This window comes from Bacteroides xylanisolvens, assembly GCF_018289135.1.
GTDB classification, from domain to species: domain Bacteria; phylum Bacteroidota; class Bacteroidia; order Bacteroidales; family Bacteroidaceae; genus Bacteroides; species Bacteroides xylanisolvens.
This window is the reverse complement of record NZ_CP072216.1, coordinates 37218-61481: the sequence shown is the minus strand read 5'-3', so window position 1 is coordinate 61481 and position 24264 is coordinate 37218. Positions and strand designations below refer to the sequence as shown.

The 24264-nt window shown below is 43.4% G+C and carries 20 protein-coding genes; 3 read left to right on the top strand and 17 right to left on the bottom strand.

The features are described 5' to 3' along the window. Positions 1-109: 109 nt before the first annotated feature. Positions 110-334, bottom strand: coding sequence for a winged helix-turn-helix domain-containing protein (locus INE92_RS00230; protein WP_004301899.1), 225 nt, complete (start codon positions 332-334; stop codon positions 110-112). Between the two features lie 1061 nt (positions 335-1395). Here INE92_RS00230 and INE92_RS00225 point away from each other — a divergent pair. The 3 genes from INE92_RS00225 (at position 1396) to INE92_RS00215 (ending at position 4368) form a co-directional block, all read left to right on the top strand. Further along, on the top strand, positions 1396-2907 hold the full coding sequence (locus INE92_RS00225) for an NAD(P)H-hydrate dehydratase (RefSeq protein WP_151921416.1): 1512 nt from the start codon (positions 1396-1398) through the stop codon (positions 2905-2907). 72 nt (positions 2908-2979) lie between these two features. Next, on the top strand, positions 2980-4047 hold the full coding sequence (locus INE92_RS00220) for a DUF4831 family protein (RefSeq protein WP_151921415.1): 1068 nt from the start codon (positions 2980-2982) through the stop codon (positions 4045-4047). Between the two features lie 36 nt (positions 4048-4083). Then, positions 4084-4368 (top strand): hypothetical protein, encoded by a 285-nt coding sequence (locus INE92_RS00215; protein WP_004301893.1) that lies wholly within the window; start codon positions 4084-4086, stop codon positions 4366-4368. A gap of 18 nt (positions 4369-4386) precedes the next feature. Here the strand turns inward: INE92_RS00215 and INE92_RS00210 are convergent, their stop codons facing one another. The 16 genes from INE92_RS00210 to INE92_RS00135 form a co-directional block, all read right to left on the bottom strand. Beyond that, entirely contained in the window at positions 4387-4737 is a 351-nt protein-coding gene (locus INE92_RS00210; RefSeq protein WP_151921413.1) for a PqqD family protein, read from the bottom strand. A 97-nt stretch (positions 4738-4834) separates the two neighbouring features. After that, complete coding sequence (locus tag INE92_RS00205) at positions 4835-6223, bottom strand: MFS transporter (protein WP_004309797.1); 1389 nt, start codon at positions 6221-6223, stop codon at positions 4835-4837. Between the two features lie 249 nt (positions 6224-6472). Then, positions 6473-6868, bottom strand: coding sequence for a preprotein translocase subunit SecG (gene secG, locus INE92_RS00200; RefSeq protein ID WP_008020992.1), 396 nt, complete (start codon positions 6866-6868; stop codon positions 6473-6475). Between the two features lie 6 nt (positions 6869-6874). Further along, positions 6875-7648 (bottom strand): tetratricopeptide repeat protein, encoded by a 774-nt coding sequence (locus INE92_RS00195; RefSeq protein ID WP_151921412.1) that lies wholly within the window; start codon positions 7646-7648, stop codon positions 6875-6877. A gap of 5 nt (positions 7649-7653) precedes the next feature. Continuing rightward, positions 7654-8181 carry an LPS assembly lipoprotein LptE gene (lptE, locus tag INE92_RS00190; RefSeq protein WP_004301888.1) on the bottom strand — a complete coding sequence of 176 codons (528 nt, stop codon included), beginning with the start codon at positions 8179-8181 and terminating at the stop codon, positions 7654-7656. Next, entirely contained in the window at positions 8168-9409 is a 1242-nt protein-coding gene (locus INE92_RS00185) for a sigma-54 interaction domain-containing protein (protein ID WP_004304664.1), read from the bottom strand. The genes lptE and INE92_RS00185 overlap by 14 nt, the downstream gene beginning before the upstream one ends. A 9-nt stretch (positions 9410-9418) precedes the next feature. Continuing rightward, positions 9419-10513 carry a 4-hydroxythreonine-4-phosphate dehydrogenase PdxA gene (gene pdxA / locus INE92_RS00180; RefSeq protein ID WP_004301886.1) on the bottom strand — a complete coding sequence of 365 codons (1095 nt, stop codon included), beginning with the start codon at positions 10511-10513 and terminating at the stop codon, positions 9419-9421. A gap of 4 nt (positions 10514-10517) precedes the next feature. Next, positions 10518-11558: a DUF4837 family protein gene (locus INE92_RS00175; RefSeq protein ID WP_004301885.1), complete on the bottom strand. Its 1041-nt coding sequence runs from the start codon at positions 11556-11558 to the stop codon at positions 10518-10520. 18 nt (positions 11559-11576) lie between these two features. Then, a complete protein-coding gene (rlmN, locus tag INE92_RS00170) occupies positions 11577-12611 on the bottom strand; it encodes a 23S rRNA (adenine(2503)-C(2))-methyltransferase RlmN (RefSeq protein ID WP_008017001.1) in 1035 nt (344 codons plus the stop codon). A gap of 103 nt (positions 12612-12714) precedes the next feature. Then, a complete protein-coding gene (locus INE92_RS00165) occupies positions 12715-16068 on the bottom strand; it encodes a DUF4062 domain-containing protein (RefSeq protein WP_211421277.1) in 3354 nt (1117 codons plus the stop codon). Positions 16069-16279: 211 nt separating this feature from the next. Next, a complete protein-coding gene (locus INE92_RS00160; protein ID WP_151935579.1) occupies positions 16280-18421 on the bottom strand; it encodes a peptidylprolyl isomerase in 2142 nt (713 codons plus the stop codon). A gap of 119 nt (positions 18422-18540) precedes the next feature. Beyond that, positions 18541-19797 carry a hemolysin family protein gene (locus tag INE92_RS00155; RefSeq protein ID WP_004314044.1) on the bottom strand — a complete coding sequence of 419 codons (1257 nt, stop codon included), beginning with the start codon at positions 19795-19797 and terminating at the stop codon, positions 18541-18543. Between the two features lie 57 nt (positions 19798-19854). Further along, entirely contained in the window at positions 19855-20472 is a 618-nt protein-coding gene (lptC, locus tag INE92_RS00150; protein ID WP_008645327.1) for an LPS export ABC transporter periplasmic protein LptC, read from the bottom strand. A 43-nt stretch (positions 20473-20515) separates the two neighbouring features. Next, positions 20516-21841: a hypothetical protein gene (locus tag INE92_RS00145; protein WP_008017009.1), complete on the bottom strand. Its 1326-nt coding sequence runs from the start codon at positions 21839-21841 to the stop codon at positions 20516-20518. A 65-nt stretch (positions 21842-21906) separates the two neighbouring features. After that, positions 21907-23184, bottom strand: coding sequence for an OmpP1/FadL family transporter (locus INE92_RS00140; RefSeq protein ID WP_009039713.1), 1278 nt, complete (start codon positions 23182-23184; stop codon positions 21907-21909). Beyond that, positions 23171-23959, bottom strand: coding sequence for a type III pantothenate kinase (locus INE92_RS00135; RefSeq protein ID WP_008645330.1), 789 nt, complete (start codon positions 23957-23959; stop codon positions 23171-23173). The genes INE92_RS00140 and INE92_RS00135 overlap by 14 nt, the downstream gene beginning before the upstream one ends. Positions 23960-24264 lie beyond the last annotated feature (305 nt).

The window sequence follows — 24264 nt, the reverse complement described above, 5'->3', positions numbered from 1 at the left end:
GGGAATAGTAAAAACGAGCATAAAAAATCCTACTGATCCACTTCATTACTTTTTTAGCAGTGTAAATAATAAAGTGGAGATCCATCTTAAATGTAGGTTAGCTACCACCTTAGCCAAAAGTAAATTCGACATTTTCGATACTGGCAAAAAGCATTCCTTCTCTTTTCCTCAAAAAGATTTTGTCTTCTCGGGCCAGCCAACCAATAGCAAGAGCTACGTCTTCAAACGTCAAACTTAATTCACGGCACAAATCGAACATTGAAAGTTCACCTTTTTCATTTAAGATGCGCCATACTTTCCCGGCATTCAAGCCAATTTTTGTCTTTTCCATCATGCAAACTTTAGAAGATTAAACAATCCGTTATTTAGATTTTAATTCATTTTCATTGTGAGCACTGGAAAATAATGTGATGCACATTATCTATCTCCAAAGATAACATTTTTATCGGAAACGGCAAATAATCAAAGGCTTAATAAGGGGAACCGCATTAAAAATTTGTTTAAGAAGGTATGGCGATAAACTAAACACAATTTCCATCCGCGCCTCTACAGAAAAAGATTTTTCATTTCTCATATTCTCATAAATAAGAAACAAGTGGCAGTAAACTAATAAGATAGACTATGAGAAATGATTTAAAAACAGGCATTTCTCATAGTTTCTTCGCAAAATAACCCGGATTTTGCTTCATTTCTCATAGTGTAGTGTGCCGGAAGCTGACATTGAATAAATAAAACTATGTATTCCTTTTGCTTGCTTCCATACACAGTGTCTTAGTTCCACATATTGTGGGAAAAGATTCCCTAAGGCTTGGGAAAGTATTCCCTTATTTTGTGGGAAAGTATTCCTGTATATTGAAGGAAAACTTTCCCACAATATATGGGACAATCGAGACCAATGAGCATCTTCAAGCAAAAAGCCACTATTTTATCTAAATAGTAGCTTCATTTCCTGATAAAAATAAGGCAGGCTGAAAGAAAAAAGGAAGAACAAATGGCTTTTGACTATGAGAAATACCCTGAAATACTATGAGAATAAGGTGGCTTTTGAGCCAAAATATGGGAGAACTTATGAGAAATACCGTTTCGAAAAAGTGTTTCTCATAAGATATCTATTTGATTAGCTTTCGTTTATCGAAAAACAATGAGAATATGAGAAATGAAATGAAGAAATCTTTTTCAGGAGAAATAAAAGTAAGTTCATAATGGTGCTGCATTGAATTATTTTTTGGCGGAGTTATTCTAACACTTAATAGTTCAAAAACAGATATTTCTCTGACCAAAAGATAGAACTAATGATGAATTAAAAGTTGCAATTATGGTTTTCTTCCCACAACAAACGGGAAAAGTCAGAAGAATCATGTACATTTGTAATCCGAAAACTAAAAGAACATCGCAATGAAAATATTTCCAAGCAGCAGTATCAAGAAATTGGACGCTTATACCATTGAGAACGAACCTATTGCATCAATCGATCTGATGGAACGTGCAGCAACCGTATTAACAAAAGCCATCACAGACAGATGGAATACGGAAACGCCGGTCACTATCTTTGCCGGACCGGGGAATAATGGCGGAGACGCTCTCGCCGTAGCCCGCATGATGGCTGAAAAAGGATATAAAATCGAGGTATTTCTCTTCAACACGAAAGGAGAACTTTCACCCGACTGCCAGACCAATAAAGAACTGGTAGAAATGATGGAAGAAGTAAAATTCCACGAGATCAGTACCCAATTCGTACCTCCCGCCCTGACGCCCGACCATCTGGTAATCGACGGATTATTCGGTTCAGGCCTGAACAAACCGTTGAGCGGCGGATTCGCTGCCGTAGTAAAATACATCAATTCCTCCCCTACTATGGTAGTAGCCATCGACATTCCTTCCGGACTGATGGGAGAAGAAAATACATTCAACGTAAAAGCTAATATTATCCGTGCCGACGTAACTTTCAGTCTGCAACTGCCGAAGCTCGCCTTTCTTTTCGCAGAGAACACGGAATTTGTCGGAGAATGGGAAGTGCTGGACATCCAATTAAGCGAAGACGGTATTGAAGAGATGGAAACGAACTACGAAATGTTGGAAATAGAGCAAATCCGTTCACTCATCAAGCCACGCAAACAGTTTGCCCACAAGGGGAACTTCGGCCATGCACTATTGATTGCCGGTTCAAAAGGAATGGCAGGAGCCTCTGTTCTTGCTGCCCGCGCCTGCCTCCGTTCGGGAGTAGGGTTACTGACTGTCCATGCGCCAATGTGCAACAACGACATCTTGCAAACCTCCATACCCGAAGCAATCGTAGAAACCGACATCAACGAAACCTGTTTTGCCGTACCTACCGACACGGACGACTATCAAGCAGTCGGCATCGGTCCGGGACTGGGACGAAACGAGGAAACGGAAGCTGCCTTGTTGGAACAACTGGAACACTGCCAGACTCCTGTTGTGGTGGATGCCGACGCACTTAATATCCTTGCCAACCACCGCCATGCCCTTACCCACCTGCCGAAGGGTTCCATCCTCACCCCGCATCCGAAAGAACTGGAACGTCTGACCGGCAAATGCCAGGACTCTTACGAACGTCTGATGAAGGCTTGCGAACTGGCCCGTGCCGCCCATGTTCACATTATTTTAAAAGGAGCCTACTCCGCCATCATCACCCCCGAAGGTAAATGTTTCTTCAACCCAACCGGAAATCCGGGAATGGCAACCGGAGGTAGCGGTGACGTACTGACCGGAGTAATCCTGGCACTACTTGCCCAAGGTTACCCAACCGAGGAAGCCGCAAAAATCGGCACTTACATTCACGGACTGGCGGGCGATGTCGCTCAAAAGAAGCAAGGAATGATCGGAATGATCGCAAGCGATATTATCACCTGTCTGCCGACAGCATGGCGACTTGTAAGCGAATAAAAGTTAAGAAGTTACCCTTTTTTCAATAACTTCATTAACTTTGTTTTCAAAACCAGTTAAAAAGAACCGAATATGAAAAAGTTGATTATAGCAGCAGGACTACTTATGACAACGTCCGCCTATGCACAAACCGAAGTACTGACAGGGGTTACCCGAGGAAAAGACTATGGAGTGGTTTACAGTCTTCCCAAAACCCAAATAGAACTTGAAATAAAAGCCAACAAAGTCAACTATACTCCCGGAGAATTCAGCAAATATGCTGATCGTTACCTGCGACTGACCAACGTCTCCGCCGACCCTGAAGAGTACTGGGAACTGGCTAGCGTAAAAGTGAAATCCGTAGGTGTGCCCAACAGCGAAACTACGTATTTCGTAAAATTGAAGGATAAGACAGTAGCACCGCTCATGGAACTGACAGAGGATGGCATTGTGAAAACGATCAATGTTCCTTACAGCAATAGCAGTGCAGGCAAAAAAGTTGCTCCCGCCCCCGCAGTCCTCCAAAAGAAAGCGAATCCTCGCGAATTCCTGACCGAAGAGATTCTGATGGCTAGCTCTACCGCTAAGATGGCCGAGCTGGTGGCTAAAGAAATCTATAATATCCGCGAAAGCAAAAATGCCTTATTGCGCGGACAAGCTGATAATATGCCTTCAGATGGGGCACAGCTTAAAATTATGCTCGACAATCTGAATGCACAGGAAGAAGCCATGACGCAAATGTTCTCCGGCACCTGCAACAAAGAAGAGAGAACATTCACTGTCCGCCTTACCCCTGACAAGGAATTCAACAATGAAGTTGCTTTCCGCTTCTCGAAGAAGTTAGGTGTAGTTGCCAACAATGATTTGGCAGGAACTCCGTTTTATATCAGTCTGAAAGACCTGAAATCGGTCAAGATACCACAGGAAGACGATAAGAAGAAGAAAGATTTGGATGGAATCGCCTACAACGTACCCGGACAAGCTATGGTTACACTGACTGACGGTAAAAAGAAACTTTACGAAGGTGAGCTTCCTATTACTCAATTTGGTGTGATAGAATATCTGGCTCCGGTTTTGTTCAACAAGAATTCTACCATCAAAGTTTATTTTGATCCGAATACGGGAGGATTGCTCAAAGTGGACAGAGAAGAAGGGAAATAGAAAAATGAGGAAGTGAACTTCTAAAAAACAAAGAATATGGTTGGTGAAGGACATGCATTCGACATGATACGCCGAATAAAAGAGGGACGGGAAGCTTCCCGCCTACGTCGTGAACGTGCTAACGATAAGTTGAAGCATTTAAACCGTGCAAACGAACCTTATCCACTACCCAACACCACCCCCGAAGAAATGGAACGTATCATCCACGACTCGGAGAAAAAGAAAGAGAAAGACAGCAATTATTTTGTTTGGGGAACGCTTATTATCATGGGGGTCCTGATAGCAATTGCCGTCATACTTTGGGCTGTATTTATCAAATAAATAATAATAAGTTCCTATTTATACGACTGGTATCACCAGTTTTATAAGTCCATCTTTCTGCATTTGAGAAAGATAAGCCGATACACGCGACTCGTAGCCCTCTTCATTTTGAAAGTGGTCTGCGAGTTTTTCTATAATCTCACGAACATTGCGTTTTCCATCTATCAGTTCCCATACAGCCGTACCGTGTTCTTCCAATTTCACATGAAGTTCTTTCGACATTCCTTTCGGCACAAGGAAGCGTTGCATCCACGGATATTTAAAACGGGGAAAGGAGAGCACAATTGTCTCCCCTTCCCTTTCTGCTGTAATATGTTCACTGCGACAGGGAATGACCTCTAACAGGTTGATTTTCTCTTTGGCAGCCATACTTCTTATTTTTTATTTCAGAGTATTTATACTGATACTCTTCTGTTTACACCTTGATACAAAATTCCTTTGTCACTTTAGGTATTGAATTTCCTAGTTACTTTTGGATATTCGCCTCTTCCAGACCGTATCCCTTCTTCTTGTTCTCTGCCTTCAACATCAAAGCCACAATCAGAGCAAGCACACCAAAGAGAGCAAAAATAGCCATCGGCAACGTGTAGTCATAAGTCTGTGCACCGTCTACTACCGGACCTTTGCAATAAGTATTCAACACCCATCCGATCAACAAAGGAACACCCATCAATCCCCAGTTCTGTACCCAGAAAATCAATGCGTATGCAGTACCCAACTGTTTTTCCGGAATAATCTTCGGAACAGACGGCCACATAGCTGAAGGCACCAACGAGAAGGCAAATCCCAATATAATCATGATAATAGTAGCAAACCACCATATATTCAGTATAGGCAGAGCAAACATCGTATGCACAAAAATAAGCATCACTGATCCGATTATCATCAATGTGGCTCCCTTACCGATACGGTCATAAAGCGAGCCGAACAACGGAGTCAGGATAATCGCACCAATCGGCAACAATCCGGGAATCGTTCCCGCCAACTTCGGATCTACATTATACTTCTGCACCATCAAGTCGGCAGCATACTTGATAAAGGGGAATACAGCCGAGTAGAACAATACACATAGTAATGCAATCAGCCAGAATCCTTTATTGGTAATGATATACACAATATCTTTCATACGGAACGGCTCTTCCGGTTCCAATCCCTCTGCATCCAAAGAAGCATCCAACTTCTTATCATAGAAAGTATAAAGGAAGAAAGCAATCGTACCCACGCACAACATAATCAGACAAAACAAAATCGGAGCAGGAATATTGGTATGGAATGTGCCACTCTCATCCGTAGATCCGAAAAAGTCGGCCAAAGGAACCGTAAGCACCATTGCCAGAGTTGTTCCGATACGTGCCGTAGCCATTTCAAGTCCCATAGCTAATGCCATTTCCTTACCCTTGAACCATTTCACGATAATCTTGGAAACTGTGATACCGGCAATTTCCACACCTACACCGAAGATAGCATACCCCAATGCGGCCAGGGTTACCTGTGTTTTGAATCCAAAGAGCATGGCACCTTCCGGAAAAGTAGTAGAAATCGCATAGTATTTCAATCCACAACCAAACACCATCAATAAGCAAGCTCCCATTCCGGTGAAACGAACTCCCATCTTATCCAAAATGATACCACCGAAGATCAGCATCAATAGGAATACATTAAACCATCCGTAAGCGCTTGTGAAGAAACCATAATCCAGACTGTCCCATAGTAGTTCTTTCTCAAGCATGGGTTTTAGAGGAGACATTACGTCGGTGAGGAAATAGCCGCATAGCATAGTAAATGCGACTAATGCTAGAACACTCCATCGGAGTACGGCGGAGTCATTCAATTTTTGTTTCAAATGTTCTGTCATTGTTATATTTAAAAATAGTAGTTAATAATCTTCATACGACCAACAAAGGTAGTTAAATCTCGTTTGTTTCTATCACAAAGAGATTGTTTTTACAAGAAAAAGTTAAGTGCGGATTACACTGACCACGCGGAAGATTGAAAATCCGTGTAATCTGCGTAATCCGCACTTAAATATCAAAGAAATGCAGCATCCGTCTGCACCTTCCCATTAATGGTTTTACCCCAAAGTCTTACCTGACGACAGAGTGAATTACTCTGCTGCAGGAGCAGGAGTTTCAGCAGCCGGTGCCGGAGTTTCTGTAGCAGGTGCATTGGTAGCAGGAGCTTCAGTTTGCGGCGCAGCCGTACCTGCGGGTAAGTTATACGGGTTAGTCTGTTGTTCTTTCTGTGCCTGTTCCAACACTGCGTCTTTAGCAACAGCAGAGCGAGGAACTACATAAGCAGTAGCAATGCTCATTACCACCATGAAGATAGCTAAGCCCCATGTTGCTTTTTCCAGAAAATCTGTAGTCTTGCGCACGCCCATGATGGCGTTAGATGAAGAGAAACCAGAAGCAAGTCCGCCTCCTTTTGAGTTCTGAATCAGCACGATGAAACACATCAACAAGGCTGCAATAACCATTAAGATAACGAATAATAAGTACATTTTTAGTTATTTTGAATTAGCGTTAATAATCAATTTCTCCAAAAATCTGATTTGGTCTGCAAAGTAAGCATTTTTTTTTGGATATTTCAAGCTTAATTTTTTAATTATTTCAAGAGCTTTTGAATATCGTTGCTGTTTAACATAGATTTTTGCCAAAGTTTCCGTAAAACAGCTGTCATCTTCCTCTTCTTCCTTCATCGTTTCTTCTTCGGTAAGTTCGTCCGAAGAGGTTGGCGAAGATGGCATTTCTTCTCTTAAAGGTTTCATGCAGAGGGGAGAGTCGCTCTCGCTCTTTTCTATAAAGTCGTCAATCAGTTCGAAGCCTTTGAGTTTGGGCGTTTCTTCGGCCGGCTGTTCCGTGGCTGGAGTCTCCTCCAAAAGATAAGAAGTGTAATCCATCGAATAGTCGAAACTGGTCCGGGCAGTCACCTCTTCGGGTACTGTGGACAAGAAAGCGTCGATCAATGCTAATGTGCGGTCTACGGACGGTTCGTCTTTCAGCACCTCCGTAAGAGGTATTCCCTTTTTCCGTGCCTGCACATCATAGCGGTCACCTTCAATCAACCGGAACAACTGCCGTCTGTCTGCAATGTAAAGAACTGCTTTCCGCAGTTCTCCACCGAAACTAATATCATGGAGAATATACAGATTCTTCAGATACAGCAGACGAAGTGACTGAAAATACGGATACCTCGCAAGAAGATTGCGCAGTTCGTACAAAGTATCCCTATTCAGCGTCTCGGGATGCTGAATCCATTGTTGAAAGTTAACAGAAGTCATTTATATTACCAGTTTGCTACAGTTGCATTAAAAATTTGGTCGGTGATCTCTTTAGACATTTCAGCAATCAATCCGTCCTGTACGGCAGTCAACAACTGGGTAGAGTCGTAGGTACGGAACGCAGAAAACTGTTGTTCAAAGTCTTCGGCATGATTGGTGTTGTTGACAAAACGCACATTGACGGTGATAGTCAACTTCGTCTCCGAAGAATAACCGTCGGCAGATACTGCCTGGTTGTACTGATTGTACCCTGTGATTTCTCCGTCAATCTGCAAGTCGGCATTTTGACTCGGCTTGAGCAGTTGCAGACGGGTCTGCCGGATGAAGATATCTTTCAGGTCCTCATTGAATTTGGTTGCCAACGGAGCATATACATACTCCGACTTGATCGGGAAGTCGGCTATCGAAATGGTCTTTACCTTATCATAATTGATAGACGATCCGTTAAACTTATAGGAAACAGTGCACGCAATGACTACCAACGGCAAGCCGAACAGTAGCAAAGGGCGTATTATTTTCTTAATCCAATTCATATTCTTTTATTTTTCTATAAAGTGTACGCTCGGAAATATTCAAGTCCTTGGCCGCACTCTTCCGCTTTCCGTGATGCCTTTCAAGTGCTTTGCGTATCATTTCTTTTTCCACTTCGTCCAGTGACAAAGGAGGTTCTTCTACATATTCTTCCGTGTCTTGTATGTCGTCATCATCCTTGCAAACCGCAGGCTGCATGGTATGAATGATCGCAGGTACCGAAGGCTGGTGTGTCGTCACTACCGGAGTAGTAACCACCGTTCCCACTTGTCCTACCTGTCCCACCTGTCCGGCACGTTCCGCCATCAGGTTGTGCACCATCTTCTTCAGCTCCGCCACTTCCTGGCGCATATCGAACAGAACAGAATAAAGAATCTCCCGTTCGCTCTCAAAGCCTTTACTCTCACGCGTTCCCATCAGCGCGGGAAGACGTTGCGTATTTTGTGCGGGAAGATAATTCTGCAAGATAGCAGCAGAGATCTCCCTGTTGGTTTCAATGATAGATATTTGCTCGGTGATGTTCTTCAACTGACGCACGTTTCCGGGCCACGGGTAAGCCAATAACTCTTTCTTCGCATCCTCCGTCAACTGGATAGCAGGCATCCGGTATTTCTCTGCAAAGTCTGCGGAAAACTTACGGAACAACAAAAGTACATCGTCACCACGTTCACGCAAAGGCGGTATTTGGATAGGCACCGTATTCAACCGGTAATATAAATCTTCACGGAAACGTCCTTCTGCAATCGCTTGTGTCAGATTGACATTGGTAGCTGCCACAATACGAACATCCGTCTTTTGCACTTTGGACGAACCTACTTTTATAAACTCGCCACTCTCCAACACACGGAGCAAACGCGCCTGGGTAGGCATCGGCAACTCCCCTACTTCATCTAGGAAAATAGTACCACCGTCGGCTTCGCCAAAGTACCCTTTCCGTTCGCCAATCGCACCGGTAAACGCACCCTTCTCATGCCCGAACAGTTCGGAATCAATCGTGCCCTCCGGAATAGCACCACAGTTGACAGCAATATACTGTCCGTGCTTCCTCCGGCTATATTGATGAATAATCTGCGGAAAACTTTCTTTTCCGACTCCACTTTCTCCGGTAATCAGCACAGACAAATCGGTAGGAGCTACCTGAATGGCAACATCTATGGCGCGCGACAATGCTTCAGTATTTCCAATAATACCGAAACGTTGTTTCACTTGTTGTATCTCTGCTCTCGTCATCACTCGTTTTTAATCTTCGTCTACTGTATCCAGCTTCAGTTTATCACTATCGTCACGTTTCTCGTAATACTGTTTACGCAACGGATTGGCACGAGCCACTTTTTCCCGCTGACGATTACGGAACACATCGATGGCAACATAGATTGCCTGACGGAAAGAATCTTCACAAGCCAATCCCTTGCCTGCAATATCGTATGCCGTTCCATGAGCCGGAGAAGTACGTACTACCGGCAGGCCTGCCGTATAGTTCACCCCGTCTTCCATAGCCAAGGCCTTGAACGGAGCCAGCCCCTGATCGTGATACATCGCCAGGATACCGTCAAAATGAGTATAATTGCCTGAACCCATAAAGCCGTCGGCCGCATAAGGGCCGTAGCAAAGGATTCCTTTCTCTTCCATTTCTTTCATGGCAGGGATAATCACTTCCTGCTCTTCCATTCCCAACAAACCACCGTCTCCGGCATGAGGATTGAGAGAGAGCACCGCAATACGCGGAGCGCCGATACCGAAATCCTGTTTCAGGCAACGATGGAATATCATCAGTTTCTCCTGAATCAGTTCTTTGGTAATCGTAGTCGCGATCTCTCTAACAGGGATATGTGTCGTCACCAAAGCCACCCGGAAGTCATTCTTCATCAAAATCATCAATGACTTATCACCATTGCCCAGACGTTCTTCGATATATTCCGTATGTCCGGGGAAGGAGAACTCTTCCGACTGAATCGTATGTTTGTTGATCGGAGCTGTTACGATAACATCTATCAGCCCTTCGCGATATTCTTCGATGGCACGTTCCAAAGCCCCCAGCGCAGCTTTACCGGCTTCGGGATCGGGTTTGGAAAATTCCACTTTCACCTCATCATCCGTACAGTTCACCACGCTCAAACGGTTGTACCCCGCTTCGGTAGCAGAGTTGACAATGCTGAAATTGGTCTGTATATCCAGCGCTTTGCGATGATAAGCCGCTACTTTCGGTGAGCCATAAATGATCGGAGTACATAGTTCCAACATCGTAGGGTCGGAAAATGTCTTAAGAATCACCTCATAGCCCACCCCATTAATATCTCCTTGGGTGATACCTATCCTTATCTTGTTATCTTCCATGTTTTTATTTATTAGTTTGTTCCGCTTCCTTAGATGCTTCTCCCAATGGAATCTGATTCTGCTGAACTTCATTCGGAAGTTTCAGTGTATACAGAGATGCTTCCATCTGGCGTACCAGGTTGCGTTTCATTTTATCAGGTGAATAAACAAATATTTCTGCTGTTATAATTCGTTGGTTTTTCTCGTCCAGACGAGTATGAGATACATACGGGCCACCCATAAAGTCGCCCTTCATACGCCACAGGCCACGTGCTTCCATTGTGTAGCTGTTCTGTACATTGATCGGACGGACATCGGTCAGCAAACTATCGGTCGACATATAAACGCCTTCCTTGAATCCGGGGATATTGGCTTTCATCACGGAGTCACGTTTGTGCACAAAATATTCTTTGGTAAACGTATCCTTGTCAGTGTACGGATAAGAGTACATCACAAAGTTACGGTCAGCACTACCTGTGTTGGTAGAAGCCCAAAAGAAATCATCCCCGGTCTTTGAATTAGCCAGTTCGGCATCCACCCAGATGTCGCATCCGAACAAACTGTCCACTTTCTGCGAAATGAAGTTACTGTGTTTCCCTTCCAGGAACGTAATCTGACGGTTCATTTCCGCACGGGTAAAGAAGTCGACAATCGTCTTTTTGTTCTCTTCCACAAACTTCTCGAACTCTTCTTCGTTCGGAGCCTGGATAGTCAATATCATCTGCGGATTGGCATACACGTCCTTCGCATATTTGAACGAGGCTTTCGTATATATATCCTGTATATCTACAATAATAATGTTACGTATCAACTTCAGCGTAGAATCATAATCTTTCGGTGAAGTATACATAATCCGGAAAGAAGGTTCCGACTGCGGCAAACCGGGCATATCAGCATCGAGCGCATCATGTAAAGCCCTTCCGGCAGCACGATCCCAAACACCGTGATCTACTACAACCAAAAGCTCGTAAGCACGACCACTAGAGGTGTGATTTCCTTTCAGACCACAAGATGCAACGACAAAGGCTACCAAAGCGATGCATAAAATAAAAGAGTACTTTTTCATGATGTTCGGTTTTATATATTAACTTTCATTATTTTTCTCCTGTTTCGCTGTCGACAGCATACCGCAAGCGGCAAAAATATCTTCGCCTCTGGATGAACGGATAGTGGTGAAAAGTCCGTGTGATGTCAGATAATCACGAAAACGGGTCATCGTATCCATGTCCGCCCCCTCAAGGTCTACCCCCGGTATGGCATGAAAACGAATCAGATTCACCCTGCAATCCAGCCCGCGAAGAAGTTTCAGCAACTCTTTGGCATAGACCTGCGAATCATTGAGCCCTTTAAAAACAATATATTCAAACGAAAGTCGACGTTGTTTACTAAAATCATAGTTTTTTAACAGTTCCACCATTTCGGTGATTGAAAACGCCTTTTCCGCCGGCATTAATTCAGCACGCTGAACGGTCAGCGGAGAGTGAAGGCTGATGGCAAGGTGGCAGTCGTTTTCTTCAATAAAACGCTGCAATCCTTTCCGTAGCCCGACAGTAGAAAGCGTGATACGCTTCGGACTCCATGCGTAACCGTAGGTAGCGGTCAGTAGTTCCAATGCCTTCAATACCTCATCCAGGTTATCGAGCGGCTCGCCCATTCCCATCATTACGACATTAGTCAGTTTGTCCCGTTCCGGCAGCGAATGAATCTGATTCATGATCTGGCTGGCGGTCAGGTTAGCGGTATACCCCTGTTTACCGGTCATACAGAACTTACAGTTCATCTTGCAACCTACTTGTGACGACACGCACAACGTTGCCCGGTCATCATCCGGTATATAAACCGACTCTACAAAATGGTTCTCACCCACTTTATAAAGATACTTCACCGTACCATCTACAGAGCGCATTTCATCTACCGGAGCTTCTGCTCCCACCTCATAGTTCTGCTTGAGCAACTCCCGGTGTTTCAATGACAAATTAGTCATATCATCAATCGAGGCTACCTTCTTTTCGTAAAGCCAGGATGCAATCTGCTTGGCAGCAAAGCCGGGCATACCCAGTCTTTTTGTCAATGATTGAAGCTCTACAAGAGTCATTCCTAAAAGGGGATATTTAGACATTCTTCTTTCTGTTGATAGTTTATATCTGCAAATGTAAGGAAATAAAGTCGATTTCCGTATAGCAGGAATGTAAAAGTTAACAAAAAAGGGAAGTATGCCTCCGTTATGATTCAACCACGCTGATATATTGAAGTAGCTTTTGCGCCATTTCAGAATCCTCGCCATTCTTTTTCACTTCATGACCGTACGCCTCACGGAAACAAGCCAACGCCTCTTCCCGTTCATTACAAAAGCTGTGCAAAACCCCTAAGTTCTGACAAGCCAGAATCGTATCTTCTTCCTCCCATCCCAAATACTTCTTTCGCAGTTCAAGCTCTCTGAAGAAAGCCTCTTTCGCCATTGGATAATTCTCCAACTTCACATAAGCCTGTGCTTTGTAATAATATACCAGACAGGAAGCATTAGGGTCAGCATCATCGTGAAAATCCAAAGACGTTGCAATACGAATCACGTTATCATAGTCTTTATTCATGTAATACTGCTGCATAATATCACATCTCAATGCCTCGTAGCGGACAGTCAGTTCCGCCAGACGCGGTTTTTCGCTGAAATACATTTCATGCAGAAGAGACTCACGGAAGAATAAAGTAGACGCCTGCTCATCGCCACGTTCATTCATCATCCGTTTGAATTCCCTGCATAGATAATACAACTGTTTATGACAAGCGACGATCTGTTTTTTGCTGTCTATCTGTATAGCAATGTCCAACGCCTGATTCATCAGCATCCATGCTTCATCGTATCGTTTGATATAATAAAGACATTTACCCTGCATACGCAAACATTTAGCCACTCCACCGGACAGCCTACCATTCAACGACTCGTGCATTTCAGCTACTTTCCGGAATTTCTCGGCAGCACTCTCTTCCTCATCCTTATAGTAATCACAATAAGCCAGATATTCGGAAAGTTCAATGACTTCTGCCTGACTCTTCTCGTCAGCAGAAGCCGCATGATAATCAAGCGCCCTATTCAAATAGGTCACTGCTTCATTGTATTGCTCATTGTAGTAATATGCCAGAGCTAGATTTCGGCAGGTGTTGGCAATCTCCAGTTCCGGAGTCGGTACTATGTTTTCCTGCATCACCAATGCTTTCAAGAAACAGTCGCATGCCGTTTCGTATTCTTCATTACGGGCATAGCGGCATCCCTCATTCATCTTCAATACCGACTTGGCAATGAGTGGCATGGCAGCACCTTCCATACTCTTCTCACTCACAGCAGCCACCGCCTTCGTCAGATGGAAAGAACTGCTCAAGAAAGTAGCCATATCATTAGCAATGACAGGAATTAAAAAAGAATCGATCTCATCAAAGTCCAATTCGGCATAGACTTCAGGCGTAACTTCAGGATTGTCGTTCATGATCGCCTTCCAGCTATCTTCCAACAGAGAACGATTCGTGCGATACAGAATCTCGAAAATCTCCACATCACAAATCCAATCCTTCAATATATCCCATTCTTGCATCTTATAGCATTGATAGGTAATCTCCACTTTATAGCGATACGAATCATGGTAGCAGAACTGTTTCATGCGATAGTTATAATCGGCAAAAGTCAACGGATGGGAAAGGATCTCTTCCTCATCCAGCAGAGCGGAAATAATTTCATGGCGACTATCATCTATACATTCGTCATCTTGAGCGAAATAGCGTTCGATTGCCTCTACCATTTGTGTGTCACCAATGCAATATCGTCCTCCTTTGTTGGTGAGCCAGCTGCTCATTTCCACTCTCAACTGCGACCAAAGTATCTGATTAATGTCTGCCATGCTCTTCACTTCATCTTCGGTAAATCCTTCTAAAGTAAGTGAAAGCATCAGAAGCGTTCTTCCAATCTCTTCGAAACCATAATCAGCCGACAAACGCCGTAACACACTGTCATAGAATTGCCCAACCTCATTGAGCCGGCAATATCCACTCATATATTCATTGAGAGCATCGTACTGACCGAACGAAACCAGCTCGTTGAGCAATACACTTAAACAGCGCGGTTGTTTAGCCAGCACCCACGAAGCAAGAATATCTTCCTGTTGTGCGGACAAAGCCTTGGAGTAAGTAGACAAATATTGCTTTGAGAACAACTTGGCATCCGCCTGCGAAAAGCCATTCAACTGGAAATGAGCGTAGCCATTCTGAACAAAGGGCAGGTAGGCAGTGGATGACGCCGAAAAGCTCAACACGACTTTCACGTTCGGGGGAATAGATGCAAATAAAGAAAACAGGGATGCTTCAGTCGGATTCAGATAACTAATGTCATCAATCAACAGAATGATAGGGTATCTTGATGCACCCAGCGCACTCCACAACTGACTGAACTTTTGAATAGAATTCAAATCTTCTTCAATCTCCTTGAGGTTTCGAAGTGTGTTCCCTGAAAAAGTGTTCAAGCCAGCATCTCCCATCAAAACCGAGTTTTTCACGGTGTCCATGATGGATTTGGCAGTACTTTGGGTCGAGTCCAGTTCTTTTGAAACTTCCGCCGCGAACAAATTTTCCTCACCCAAAGATTGATGCTTGAGTGCGTTCTGGCATTTGGAAGCTAACATTCTCGCCAACGTTTCCGGATAAGAAGACAATGTAGTACTATCCAAGCGATGATAGATAGGAATCATCGGCATATCATTGTTCACCAAATCGCTCCAATGAGCCAACAAAGCACTCTTGCCAAGACCGCAACCGCCCGTTACCACCAGGCACCGCTGTTCATCCGCCGCCAAAAAATCAGCAAACGCCTGATCTGCTTCAGGTATTGGATGATAATTGAATAAGAGTTCATTGCGCGTCAGCTGTTCTTGCAATGCTTGATTATCTTCAACGGTCAGTACATCCGGAAACTCCCGTTCAAGCAATTCCGTGAAAGCTGCTTCCACAAGGTTACACAACTGATCGGGCGAATCATACTCCTGCACAGGATAACGTTCCTGCTGCAAAATACTCTTTTTCAGACGTTTCAGTTTAAGAGACTCCTCTTCAGGGCAAGACAGTTCATCATCTGCCGACCGTTTTATATAAAAATAGGCATGTAACGGATTGGGATTGCGCAGTACACCAAACTGCATTTCAATTTCCGTCACACTCAAATGGTGATTCAAGTCATCTTCTATCCAACGATATTCCAAGCTGTCATTGAGAGTTTGAGATAAATCTTCATAACTGGGACACCATCCATAGCGGTCGCCTACCATACCAATGAAGAAAGGCCGGGAGTTAACGATCTCTTTCAGGCATATTTCAACAACCTTGCCGCTTTTCGCATCTTCTTCTGTGATTCCCCAACGCAAATCAACCAATGAAATGGTGGCACCACGGCTGGCAGCCTTCACTTGCAAACCCTTAAAGAGTTTGACTAATGCAGAACGTTCCATCTCCATGTCTCTGAACGTTGACGAAAGGAAAACACGGATAACACGTGAATTTTCAGCGGGAACTGAATACTGGGCTAGTTGTTTAGTCATAATATAGATTCGTATTAGTTAATGAAGTATTTCGCAAAGCCAATTGATAAAGATTGGCAAGATATGGAAATTTAATCAGATAACAAAGGCCATAAACAAAAAAAACGAGCACAAAAAAGGCACGGATTACACGGGGTTCGCGGTTCCCTCAAAAGTTTAAACCGCGTAAATCCGTGTAATCCGTGCCTAATATCTATTACTTGCTACTTGTTTAGAAGAACAAGAAGCGTGTATCTTTTACGTTTGCTTTCAGATACAAATCATTCATCAGACGGCTGGCAAAACGTGCGTGCATGTTAGTCAGCGTAGCTTCTTCTGCTTTTGCGTCGAATGTTTCGTTCAGTTTGTCCTTGCCGTATACCTGCAATACAAATACTCCGGCATTACCTTTGATAGGAGTGCTCAACTGATTTACTTCAGCTGCAGAAGCATAAGCACCTACCAGCGGTTCGCTGCTGCGCAATGCTGATACGTATGCAGGAGCTGCAAAAGTAACCATCTTCAAAGAGTCGCTGACTGCATTAGTCATCTCTTTGTACTGGTTGAATGAAGTTGCATTGGCAGCTTTCATATCAGCCATAATCTTTTCAGCTTTCTTATCTTTTACGATTTCAGCTCTCAACTGATCCTGTACTGCTTTCAACGGACGATATCCTTCCGGCTTAATGCCTACCAGACCTACTACCATCATGTGATCGCTTTCGCCACATTCGTACAAGCCGGAAACATCACCCGGTTTTGCTTTATCAAACGCCCATCTCAACGCTTCTTTTGTACCTCTTACACCACCGATATTGTGTTCAGAGCTGCTCAAATCCATTCTGTCGAGCAATCTGTAACCGGCTTCTTCAGCGTTAGCTACCATCTTTTCTACACTCGGATTAGCTGCGATAAACTGGCTGAAATCATTATAAGCACGGTTGTAAGTTTCTTTGCTGAACTCTACTTCACGCTTGATAACAGCTACTTTATATTTGTCTTTTACAGATTTCTTGTTAGTCACCTGAAGAATTACGTTTGCTTGTCCCATCGGCAAGTTCACCAGTTCGTTTACACCTGCATTATTGATAGCAGAGATGAATTTCAGGTTATCACCGTCTATCTGTGCACCTTCGTACTGTGCAGAAGTTAGCCAGTTTGCATCACCAGTCTGACCATATTTCTTTGCCAGATCAGCAAAGTTAGCACCACCTTTGATCGCGTTGTAGATACTATCAGCCAATGTCTTTGTCTTCACAGCATCTTCTGCGTATACCTGAATCTGACGGAATTCAACAGAGTCGGCAGCAGCAGCTTTAGCTACAATTTTGAAAGAGTTGATTGTATTGTCGGCACCGTTATAGTAAGGACCATAAATAGTACCTACCGAAGCAGAGTCCAAACGGGCAACTACATCTGACGGGAAAGCTGTTTTGTTATAGAACAAGTCTACATAAGGAGCTTCTGAGCCAGTCGAGCGGATGAAAGAAGTATAATCTTCCGTAGTAGTAGCCAACTGTTCAGTAGCTTCGTCCACTTCTTTCTGGATAGCAGCTCTGTCTTCAGCACTTGCAGTCACTTGTACATCAATGTACTTGATGTCACGAGTTTCCTGATACTGCTTGAATTGTTCTTTCTTCTTGTTATACAAGTCTTTCAGTTCCGATTCTTTCACTACGATTGTAGAGTCCACTACAGAAGAGTAAGGAATACCAGCCATCAACACGTTGTACTGATTCACTCTTGCATCGAAAGCGTCCTGTGCTTCCACCGGATTAGAAAGAAGAGCTTTAGACACCAATGCCTGATACTTTTCTGCCAGACGGCTCTCGATCAGAGTTTTCTGAATGAAAGACCAGTATTTATACATGTTATTGTATTGTTCAGCATACTGTGCCGGCATTTGTGATTCGCTCATCTTGGCATATTCCACGAGGAACTTGTTCAACATATCCTTGTCGAAGTTTCCTGTTTGCGGATTCTGGAAAGGAGTTTGTCTCAACAAAGGATGAACGCCTGCTTTCAGGATGTCCTGGATTTCAGCAGCAGAAACAGTCAGTCCCAGTGCTTTTGCTTCTTTTTCGATCAGTTTATTGTTTACGTAGGAACGCCATACTTCATCGCGCACCTGATTGGTTTGTTCGTCATTCAAGGCGGTCACCCCACGCATGAGTTTCACCACTTCGGTATATTCTTCTACCAAATTCTGATACTCTTGAGCGGAAAGAGCGTCTCCGTTCACCTCACCTACGTCATGTGCCTGATGCGGCTGCATCACCTTCCATGCGTCACCCGCAATGAAAGCAAACAGCGCCAAGCCGATAACAATCACCAATAGAGGTCCTTTCGACCTAATGTTTTGTAACGTTGCCATTTTGATTAATACGATTTATGTTTATTATTATTTCTTTCTTTTGTCGTTTTAGCGCACGAAGATACAAAAAATGCTAATATGCATCTATTTATTGGCTAAAAATTTCTTGATTATCGTCATTATTCCAAGACTTTTAATCGCACGAGTTCTATTTTTGTCGCTGTGACCTTAATTATCTTGAATTGATAACGTCCTACCCGGACCACTTCATGCAACTTCGGGAAGCTCTGATATTGGTTCAGGATCAACCCTCCTACTGTCAGATAATCATCCGACTCGGGCAAATCGAGTCCGTACGTCTCATTGACTTTTTCTATCTCCAGGCGGGCGGACAACACATACTCGCGTTCGTCGATCTGCTTGCTGATATAGGAAGTGTTATCGTGTTCGTCTTCTATATCTCCAAAGATTTCTTCAACGAGGTCTTCCAGAGACACGATGCCGGACGTACCGCCAAATTCATCCACCACTACGGCAATCGTTTTCTTTTGCTGCATGAAGAGTTTCATCAGTTTATGGGCGGACATGGTTTCGGGCACAATCGGCACTTGTTTCACATTCTCATGCCAGTTTTTCGGAGCACGGAACATTTCCGACGAATGGATATAGCCGACTACGTTATCGATATTCCCGTCATACACGATTATCTTGGAGATTCCGGATTCTATGAAGCGGCTTTTCAGCTCGTCCAGCGAGGTAGTCAGATCGACAGCCACCACTTCGGTACGGGGAACGATGCAGTCGCGGATTTTTATGTTCGAGAAGTCGAGGGCGTTCTGGAAGATTTTCACTTCCGTGTCCAGCTCTTCTTCATTTTCGGCATTATCAATGCTGCTTTGTACGAAATAGTCCAGGTCGACTTTTCCAAAAGCTCTGTCGGACGCATCCTTATTAACCTTCATTCCAAAGAGGCGAAGGAAGATACAAGACAAGCCGGAGGCTAATTTGGAGATGGGATAGAGAACCACATAACAAACAATAAGCGGAATGGCAAAAACATTCAAGACCAGATTGGGATTGATTTTGAAGATTGTTTTCGGCAAAAACTCTCCGGTCACCAGAATAATCAGGGTAGAAATAACGGTCTGCGCCAACACCATCAGGAAATGATTGTCAATGAATCCCGCCAGCAGATTGTCGCCGATAATCTGTGCCATCAGGATACCATAGATGACCAGTGCGATATTATTCCCCACCAGCATGGTAGAGATAAATTCATTCGGGTTCTTGAAGAAGATAGAAAGGATGCGGGACGTAATTCCCCCCTTGCGTTCCATCTCAAAACGCAGTTTGTCTACCGACACAAAGGCAATCTCCACTCCTGAAAAGAAAGCGGAAAAGACCATGGTGATAATTAGAGAGATATAAATATTCATAAGTTTTGATTTACGATCAGACGATTTACGAGGTACGGTACAATGATATGACTTCGCCTATTTCGCAGTATCTTTATTCACTGAATCCGGCAGTGCTTTTGTTTCCGGTTGGGGCGGACCGCTACTCGCTTCCTCGTCCACATAGAAAATACCTTCAATATTACGAATGGTATATATAGTCATTTGCTGGTTCGAGTCGAAGCCGTGTCCTGTGATAATTCTGTCCGGTTGCTGGATACGTATAAACTTGTCGGAATACACTTTTTGAGTGGCCTCATTCCAGTAGAGCAGTTCGGTATTAAAACGCTCTCCTTTGCGGTTCTGTATATCCACATTCCCTATCAGCTTCCAAAGCCTTTCTTTGTCATAATAATAGGCAGTATCTGCCTTAATACTGGCTTCTACATTAAAGATAGAGTCGAACTGCTCCATATACACACCTTTTTCAAACGCCCAATACGAAGGCTTTTTACGGTCGTACATCATCCACTCTTCCGTGTTCACCCTATAACGTGTCACTCCGGAATCGGAAATAAGGGTAGTAACTCCCAATGTGGTCATCACCGGAAGAGAATCACGTTCTGTGATAGCCTCTCCCATAGCTTTCTGTTTTCCGCCACAGGAAGATAATAAAAGAAGCATAACAACCACCCCGAAGGTGATTGTTATGCTCATGCTTTTATGCAATAAACGGTTTCTTCGTTTTCGCAACATACGGTTATCTAATCGTTGTAGTCTCTCCTATCCAACCGCCGATAGTGATGCGGTCGCCTTGCTTGTAACCTAACATAAACAGGTCTTTAGCTTGTGGAGTATGACCAGAATATCTACCGATCAAGCTGTTAGCTTCTTCAGCTACGCTCGGATCTACTTGTTTTGCACGTTGCAGTTTGTCGATTACTGCAAAGTAAGTACACTTGTTCAAAGCTGACTCGTCGCTCCAGTTAGGACTCATTGCATACAGATTGGCAATCAGGATATATGGAGCACCATAGTTTTCGTTGAACCCGATAGCTTTCTGGCAATATGCTCTTGCTTGAGACAGTTTTTTAGCAGAAGCCAATACTGCTGCGGCAGCGTATGCTTTTTCAGCTTTCTTCACGTTGTCAGTTTCCAATCCAATGGCTTCGTCGAAGAATTTGACAGCACCGTCGATGTCACCTTTCTTAAATGCCTGGTAAGCACATCCGGTAGCGGCATCTGCACTAGGCTCTATTTTGTACACATAGAAAGCAGCCTGTTGATAAGCTTCGCTTTCCGTACATCTCATCATTTTCATGATGTCAATTACTTTCTTCAAGTAAGCCAGGTCTGTTTGGTTAGCTTCTACTTTCGGTCCATAGATGTTTTGCAGTGATTCGCAATCAGCCGTTCCGCTGTTTACAAACAAAGCAACCAGATTATCTTTGATACCTTGCAAGTTTTTCTTCTTTGCTTCGTTCGTTTCAGCAGCAATAGCAGCATCAGCATATTCAGAAGCAGCCAGATAATCCTGAATGAATTGTTCCTTATGGTTAGGATCTGTCTTCAGTTTATCCAAAGACATTTGCAGGAAATAGAAGATAGTAGCGGCAGCAGATTCAGCTTTTACTGCATTTACCGACTGGCTCAACCATTGATAAGCCTGATTAACATCAATTTTCGGAGCGAAAGCGATGTAATCTACTGCTTTGATACCCAGAGCTTCATCAGCAGAAGACACTTTTGTACCTTTCGCCAAGAACTCATCTGTGTATTTGATACGCAAATCATGCGTATTCATCAGTTCATCAAAATATTTCTGATATTCCGGATTATTCCTATCCTTGATTTGTCCCATCAAGCCTTTCAGAATTTTATATCCGTCAGTAAAAGTATAGAAACGAAGCGTCGGGCAGTTTTCCAACACAGCTTTCCAAGGAGTATACGCATCTTTAAAGTTACCTGCACGCACAGCTTCATGCGAGATACTACTGTTCGAGTTACAGTTAGTCGCATCCTGTGCTACCACAGTGGTTGCCCCTGCCGAAAGGAACAACATAGCCACAAGCGTTTTAATTTTCATTGTATCTAAATTTTAGTTGTTATTATTATAGTCGTCTATTCTTTCTCTTCTTACATTCATTTCAATTACTCTACTCTGCGTTTGAAGAACCAACGTTCGTTGAACGTCAATCCGATGCTAACGCGGAAGATATTTTCGTTTACAAAGGTCGATTCCTGTCCACTTACACGAACAAACTGCCCGCTGATACTAAGGATGGAACGGGAACGAGGCACAGGCAGACCGAAACCGGCTGTTACGCCATATTCGCGGGCTGCGTCTTTACCGCCAATCTTATAATACGGAGTCGTATAATAAGCTCCCAAACGATATTTGATGTGGGATAAATAGGAACGTCCAATCAAATTGGGAATATATTCCGCACCCACTGATATTTTATGACGGTCGCAATACGTGTATGTTTCATCAAAATCTTCACGTACAGCATCATCCGATGTATTTACGCCAAACTTTGTTTTTGACCATTGCTGCAAACTATAATCCAGACCGACAGTCAAACGTTTGTCATAGTTATATGTAAAGCCGACGCCAAAAGTATTAGGCACTTCAAGCGTAGCATCCCAATCCTGACTGACAGTTGAGCTAGCTTGCGTCGTTACTGTATAATCATTATTCAGTTTATGCTTCGGAGAATATACTGCTCCGATAGTCGCTGAATGTTTTTTGTTAAATTCTTGCGTATATTGCAATCCAAAATCCAGTTTATAATCCGACACTGACACAGCATTCTGCCTAATGTAAGAATAAGCAGAAGCGGTATTCGGATAAAGCTGCGTCAACGAGCGGGTTATATCTCCCCAAAAATAAGAAGCATTCACACCAACAGACAGGTTTTTCAAGACTTTTACACCCGCACCAACATACAGTTGATGTAAACCTCCCTCACCAGTAAGGCTTTTCGTGCTATACGGTGAAGTTTCTGTAGCCTCATTGCTTTCCGATACAGAATATCCCACATTAGAGAACGGCAACAGACCGATACTCATCGCTACCCTCGGATGCAAACGAAATTGCATAGCCAGATAGTCAAAGCTAGAGTTTTTAGCGTTCAGTTTCACACCACCGCCACTAATATTCATATTTTGCAGACTAACGCCTCCTTCAAAAATAAACGTCAACGAGTCAATGGCTGTATACGAAGCAGGATTCAGCGGATTGATCTGTGCTCCATCCCGAAGTCCAAAAGCAATTCCCCCCATCGCCTTGCTATTCCCGAAACTCTGATCGGACAAGTCGCCATAGCCATATCGTGTATAAGGAGAGTTTGTATTATTTTGAGCGATTGCCATTCCGGTAACCATCGTGAGCAAAAGCGCACAAAGTGTGTGTTTAAATCCTACCATTATTATAGTTTAAAATTCTATTTAATCCTTTCAACACTAAAAATCTATCTGCAAAGATGATACTTTTTACGCTGCTATCAAAAGAAAAATCATCTCCGCCCGTTAAAAAAACCAAAAGTTCAGGATATTTATGCTTCATAGACTCAATATAACCTGAAATTTCGTATTCCATCCCTTTCATCACTCCGGCACGTATAGCCGTTTCGGTGTCCCGTCCCATCGGGAGTTTGCGCCCGTTGGTGTCTACCAAAGGCAAACGTCCTGTAAACTGATGCAATGCCTTGAAACGCATCTGCATACCGGGAGAAATATTACCGCCATGATACTGGCCTTTTGAGTCGATAAACTCGTAAGTAATGCAAGTTCCCGCATCAATCACCAATATATCCCGATGAGGAAACTGCTCATTAGCACCCACTACGGCAGCCATACGATCATATCCCAATGTTTCGGGAGTTTCGTACAGGTTGACAACCGGAAGCGGAGTCTGATGATTGAGCCAGAGCAAAGGAAACGGCAAAGCGGCCAAATCAGCCAATACCTTTTCGTTTAGATCAATGACAGTAGCCACAATCCCCTGTTCAACCGGATATTGAGAACAAAGAGCTTTCAAGCAACCTAAAGACTGATTGGATTCAGCTACTACATCCACGATTTCTCCGCCGTCGAAGAAAGCAATCTTTGCCTTTGTATTTCCTATGTCGATTATTAAATTCAAATCTTTTGGTTCTTTAGCGGGCGCAAAGGTAAAGTAAAAAAAGAAAAGTTGAAGCATAGAAGAGGAATTATCTTCTTTTTTCATTTTAGAAATCCCCCAAACAAAAAAATCGAACTATCTATTTTTAAATAGATCAATTATCTTTTATTGTTTATTATGTATTCCACTTTGCGTTCGGCAGTCCTTTTTCATTACATCATAAACTACTAATAAGCAATAGATTACAAGAGAAAAACAGCGTTCCACAAAGTGTTTCACTATTTTGTAATCAATTTTCTGTTCCAACAGAAACATTATTTCACCCAAACAGAGGCTCCGTTTTATCTCATCTAAAGGCAAATTTCCTGAATCATCTTCATTTT

Coding starts and splice junctions, on each gene's coding strand:
- INE92_RS00215 (WP_004301893.1), top strand. CDS start 4,084: ATGGTTGGTGAAGGACATGCATTCGACATGATACGCCGAATAAAAGAG.
- INE92_RS00210 (WP_151921413.1), bottom strand. CDS start 4,737: ATGGCTGCCAAAGAGAAAATCAACCTGTTAGAGGTCATTCCCTGTCGC.
- INE92_RS00155 (WP_004314044.1), bottom strand. CDS start 19,797: ATGAATATTTATATCTCTCTAATTATCACCATGGTCTTTTCCGCTTTC.
- INE92_RS00145 (WP_008017009.1), bottom strand. CDS start 21,841: ATGAAAATTAAAACGCTTGTGGCTATGTTGTTCCTTTCGGCAGGGGCA.
- lptC (WP_008645327.1), bottom strand. CDS start 20,472: ATGAGCATAACAATCACCTTCGGGGTGGTTGTTATGCTTCTTTTATTA.
- INE92_RS00185 (WP_004304664.1), bottom strand. CDS start 9,409: ATGACGAGAGCAGAGATACAACAAGTGAAACAACGTTTCGGTATTATT.
- pdxA (WP_004301886.1), bottom strand. CDS start 10,513: ATGGAAGATAACAAGATAAGGATAGGTATCACCCAAGGAGATATTAAT.
- INE92_RS00165 (WP_211421277.1), bottom strand. CDS start 16,068: ATGACTAAACAACTAGCCCAGTATTCAGTTCCCGCTGAAAATTCACGT.
- INE92_RS00140 (WP_009039713.1), bottom strand. CDS start 23,184: ATGGTAGGATTTAAACACACACTTTGTGCGCTTTTGCTCACGATGGTT.
- secG (WP_008020992.1), bottom strand. CDS start 6,868: ATGTACTTATTATTCGTTATCTTAATGGTTATTGCAGCCTTGTTGATG.
- INE92_RS00135 (WP_008645330.1), bottom strand. CDS start 23,959: ATGCTTCAACTTTTCTTTTTTTACTTTACCTTTGCGCCCGCTAAAGAA.
- INE92_RS00225 (WP_151921416.1), top strand. CDS start 1,396: ATGAAAATATTTCCAAGCAGCAGTATCAAGAAATTGGACGCTTATACC.
- INE92_RS00220 (WP_151921415.1), top strand. CDS start 2,980: ATGAAAAAGTTGATTATAGCAGCAGGACTACTTATGACAACGTCCGCC.
- INE92_RS00230 (WP_004301899.1), bottom strand. CDS start 334: ATGATGGAAAAGACAAAAATTGGCTTGAATGCCGGGAAAGTATGGCGC.
- lptE (WP_004301888.1), bottom strand. CDS start 8,181: ATGAATTGGATTAAGAAAATAATACGCCCTTTGCTACTGTTCGGCTTG.
- rlmN (WP_008017001.1), bottom strand. CDS start 12,611: ATGTCTAAATATCCCCTTTTAGGAATGACTCTTGTAGAGCTTCAATCA.
- INE92_RS00160 (WP_151935579.1), bottom strand. CDS start 18,421: ATGGCAACGTTACAAAACATTAGGTCGAAAGGACCTCTATTGGTGATT.
- INE92_RS00205 (WP_004309797.1), bottom strand. CDS start 6,223: ATGACAGAACATTTGAAACAAAAATTGAATGACTCCGCCGTACTCCGA.
- INE92_RS00175 (WP_004301885.1), bottom strand. CDS start 11,558: ATGAAAAAGTACTCTTTTATTTTATGCATCGCTTTGGTAGCCTTTGTC.
- INE92_RS00195 (WP_151921412.1), bottom strand. CDS start 7,648: ATGACTTCTGTTAACTTTCAACAATGGATTCAGCATCCCGAGACGCTG.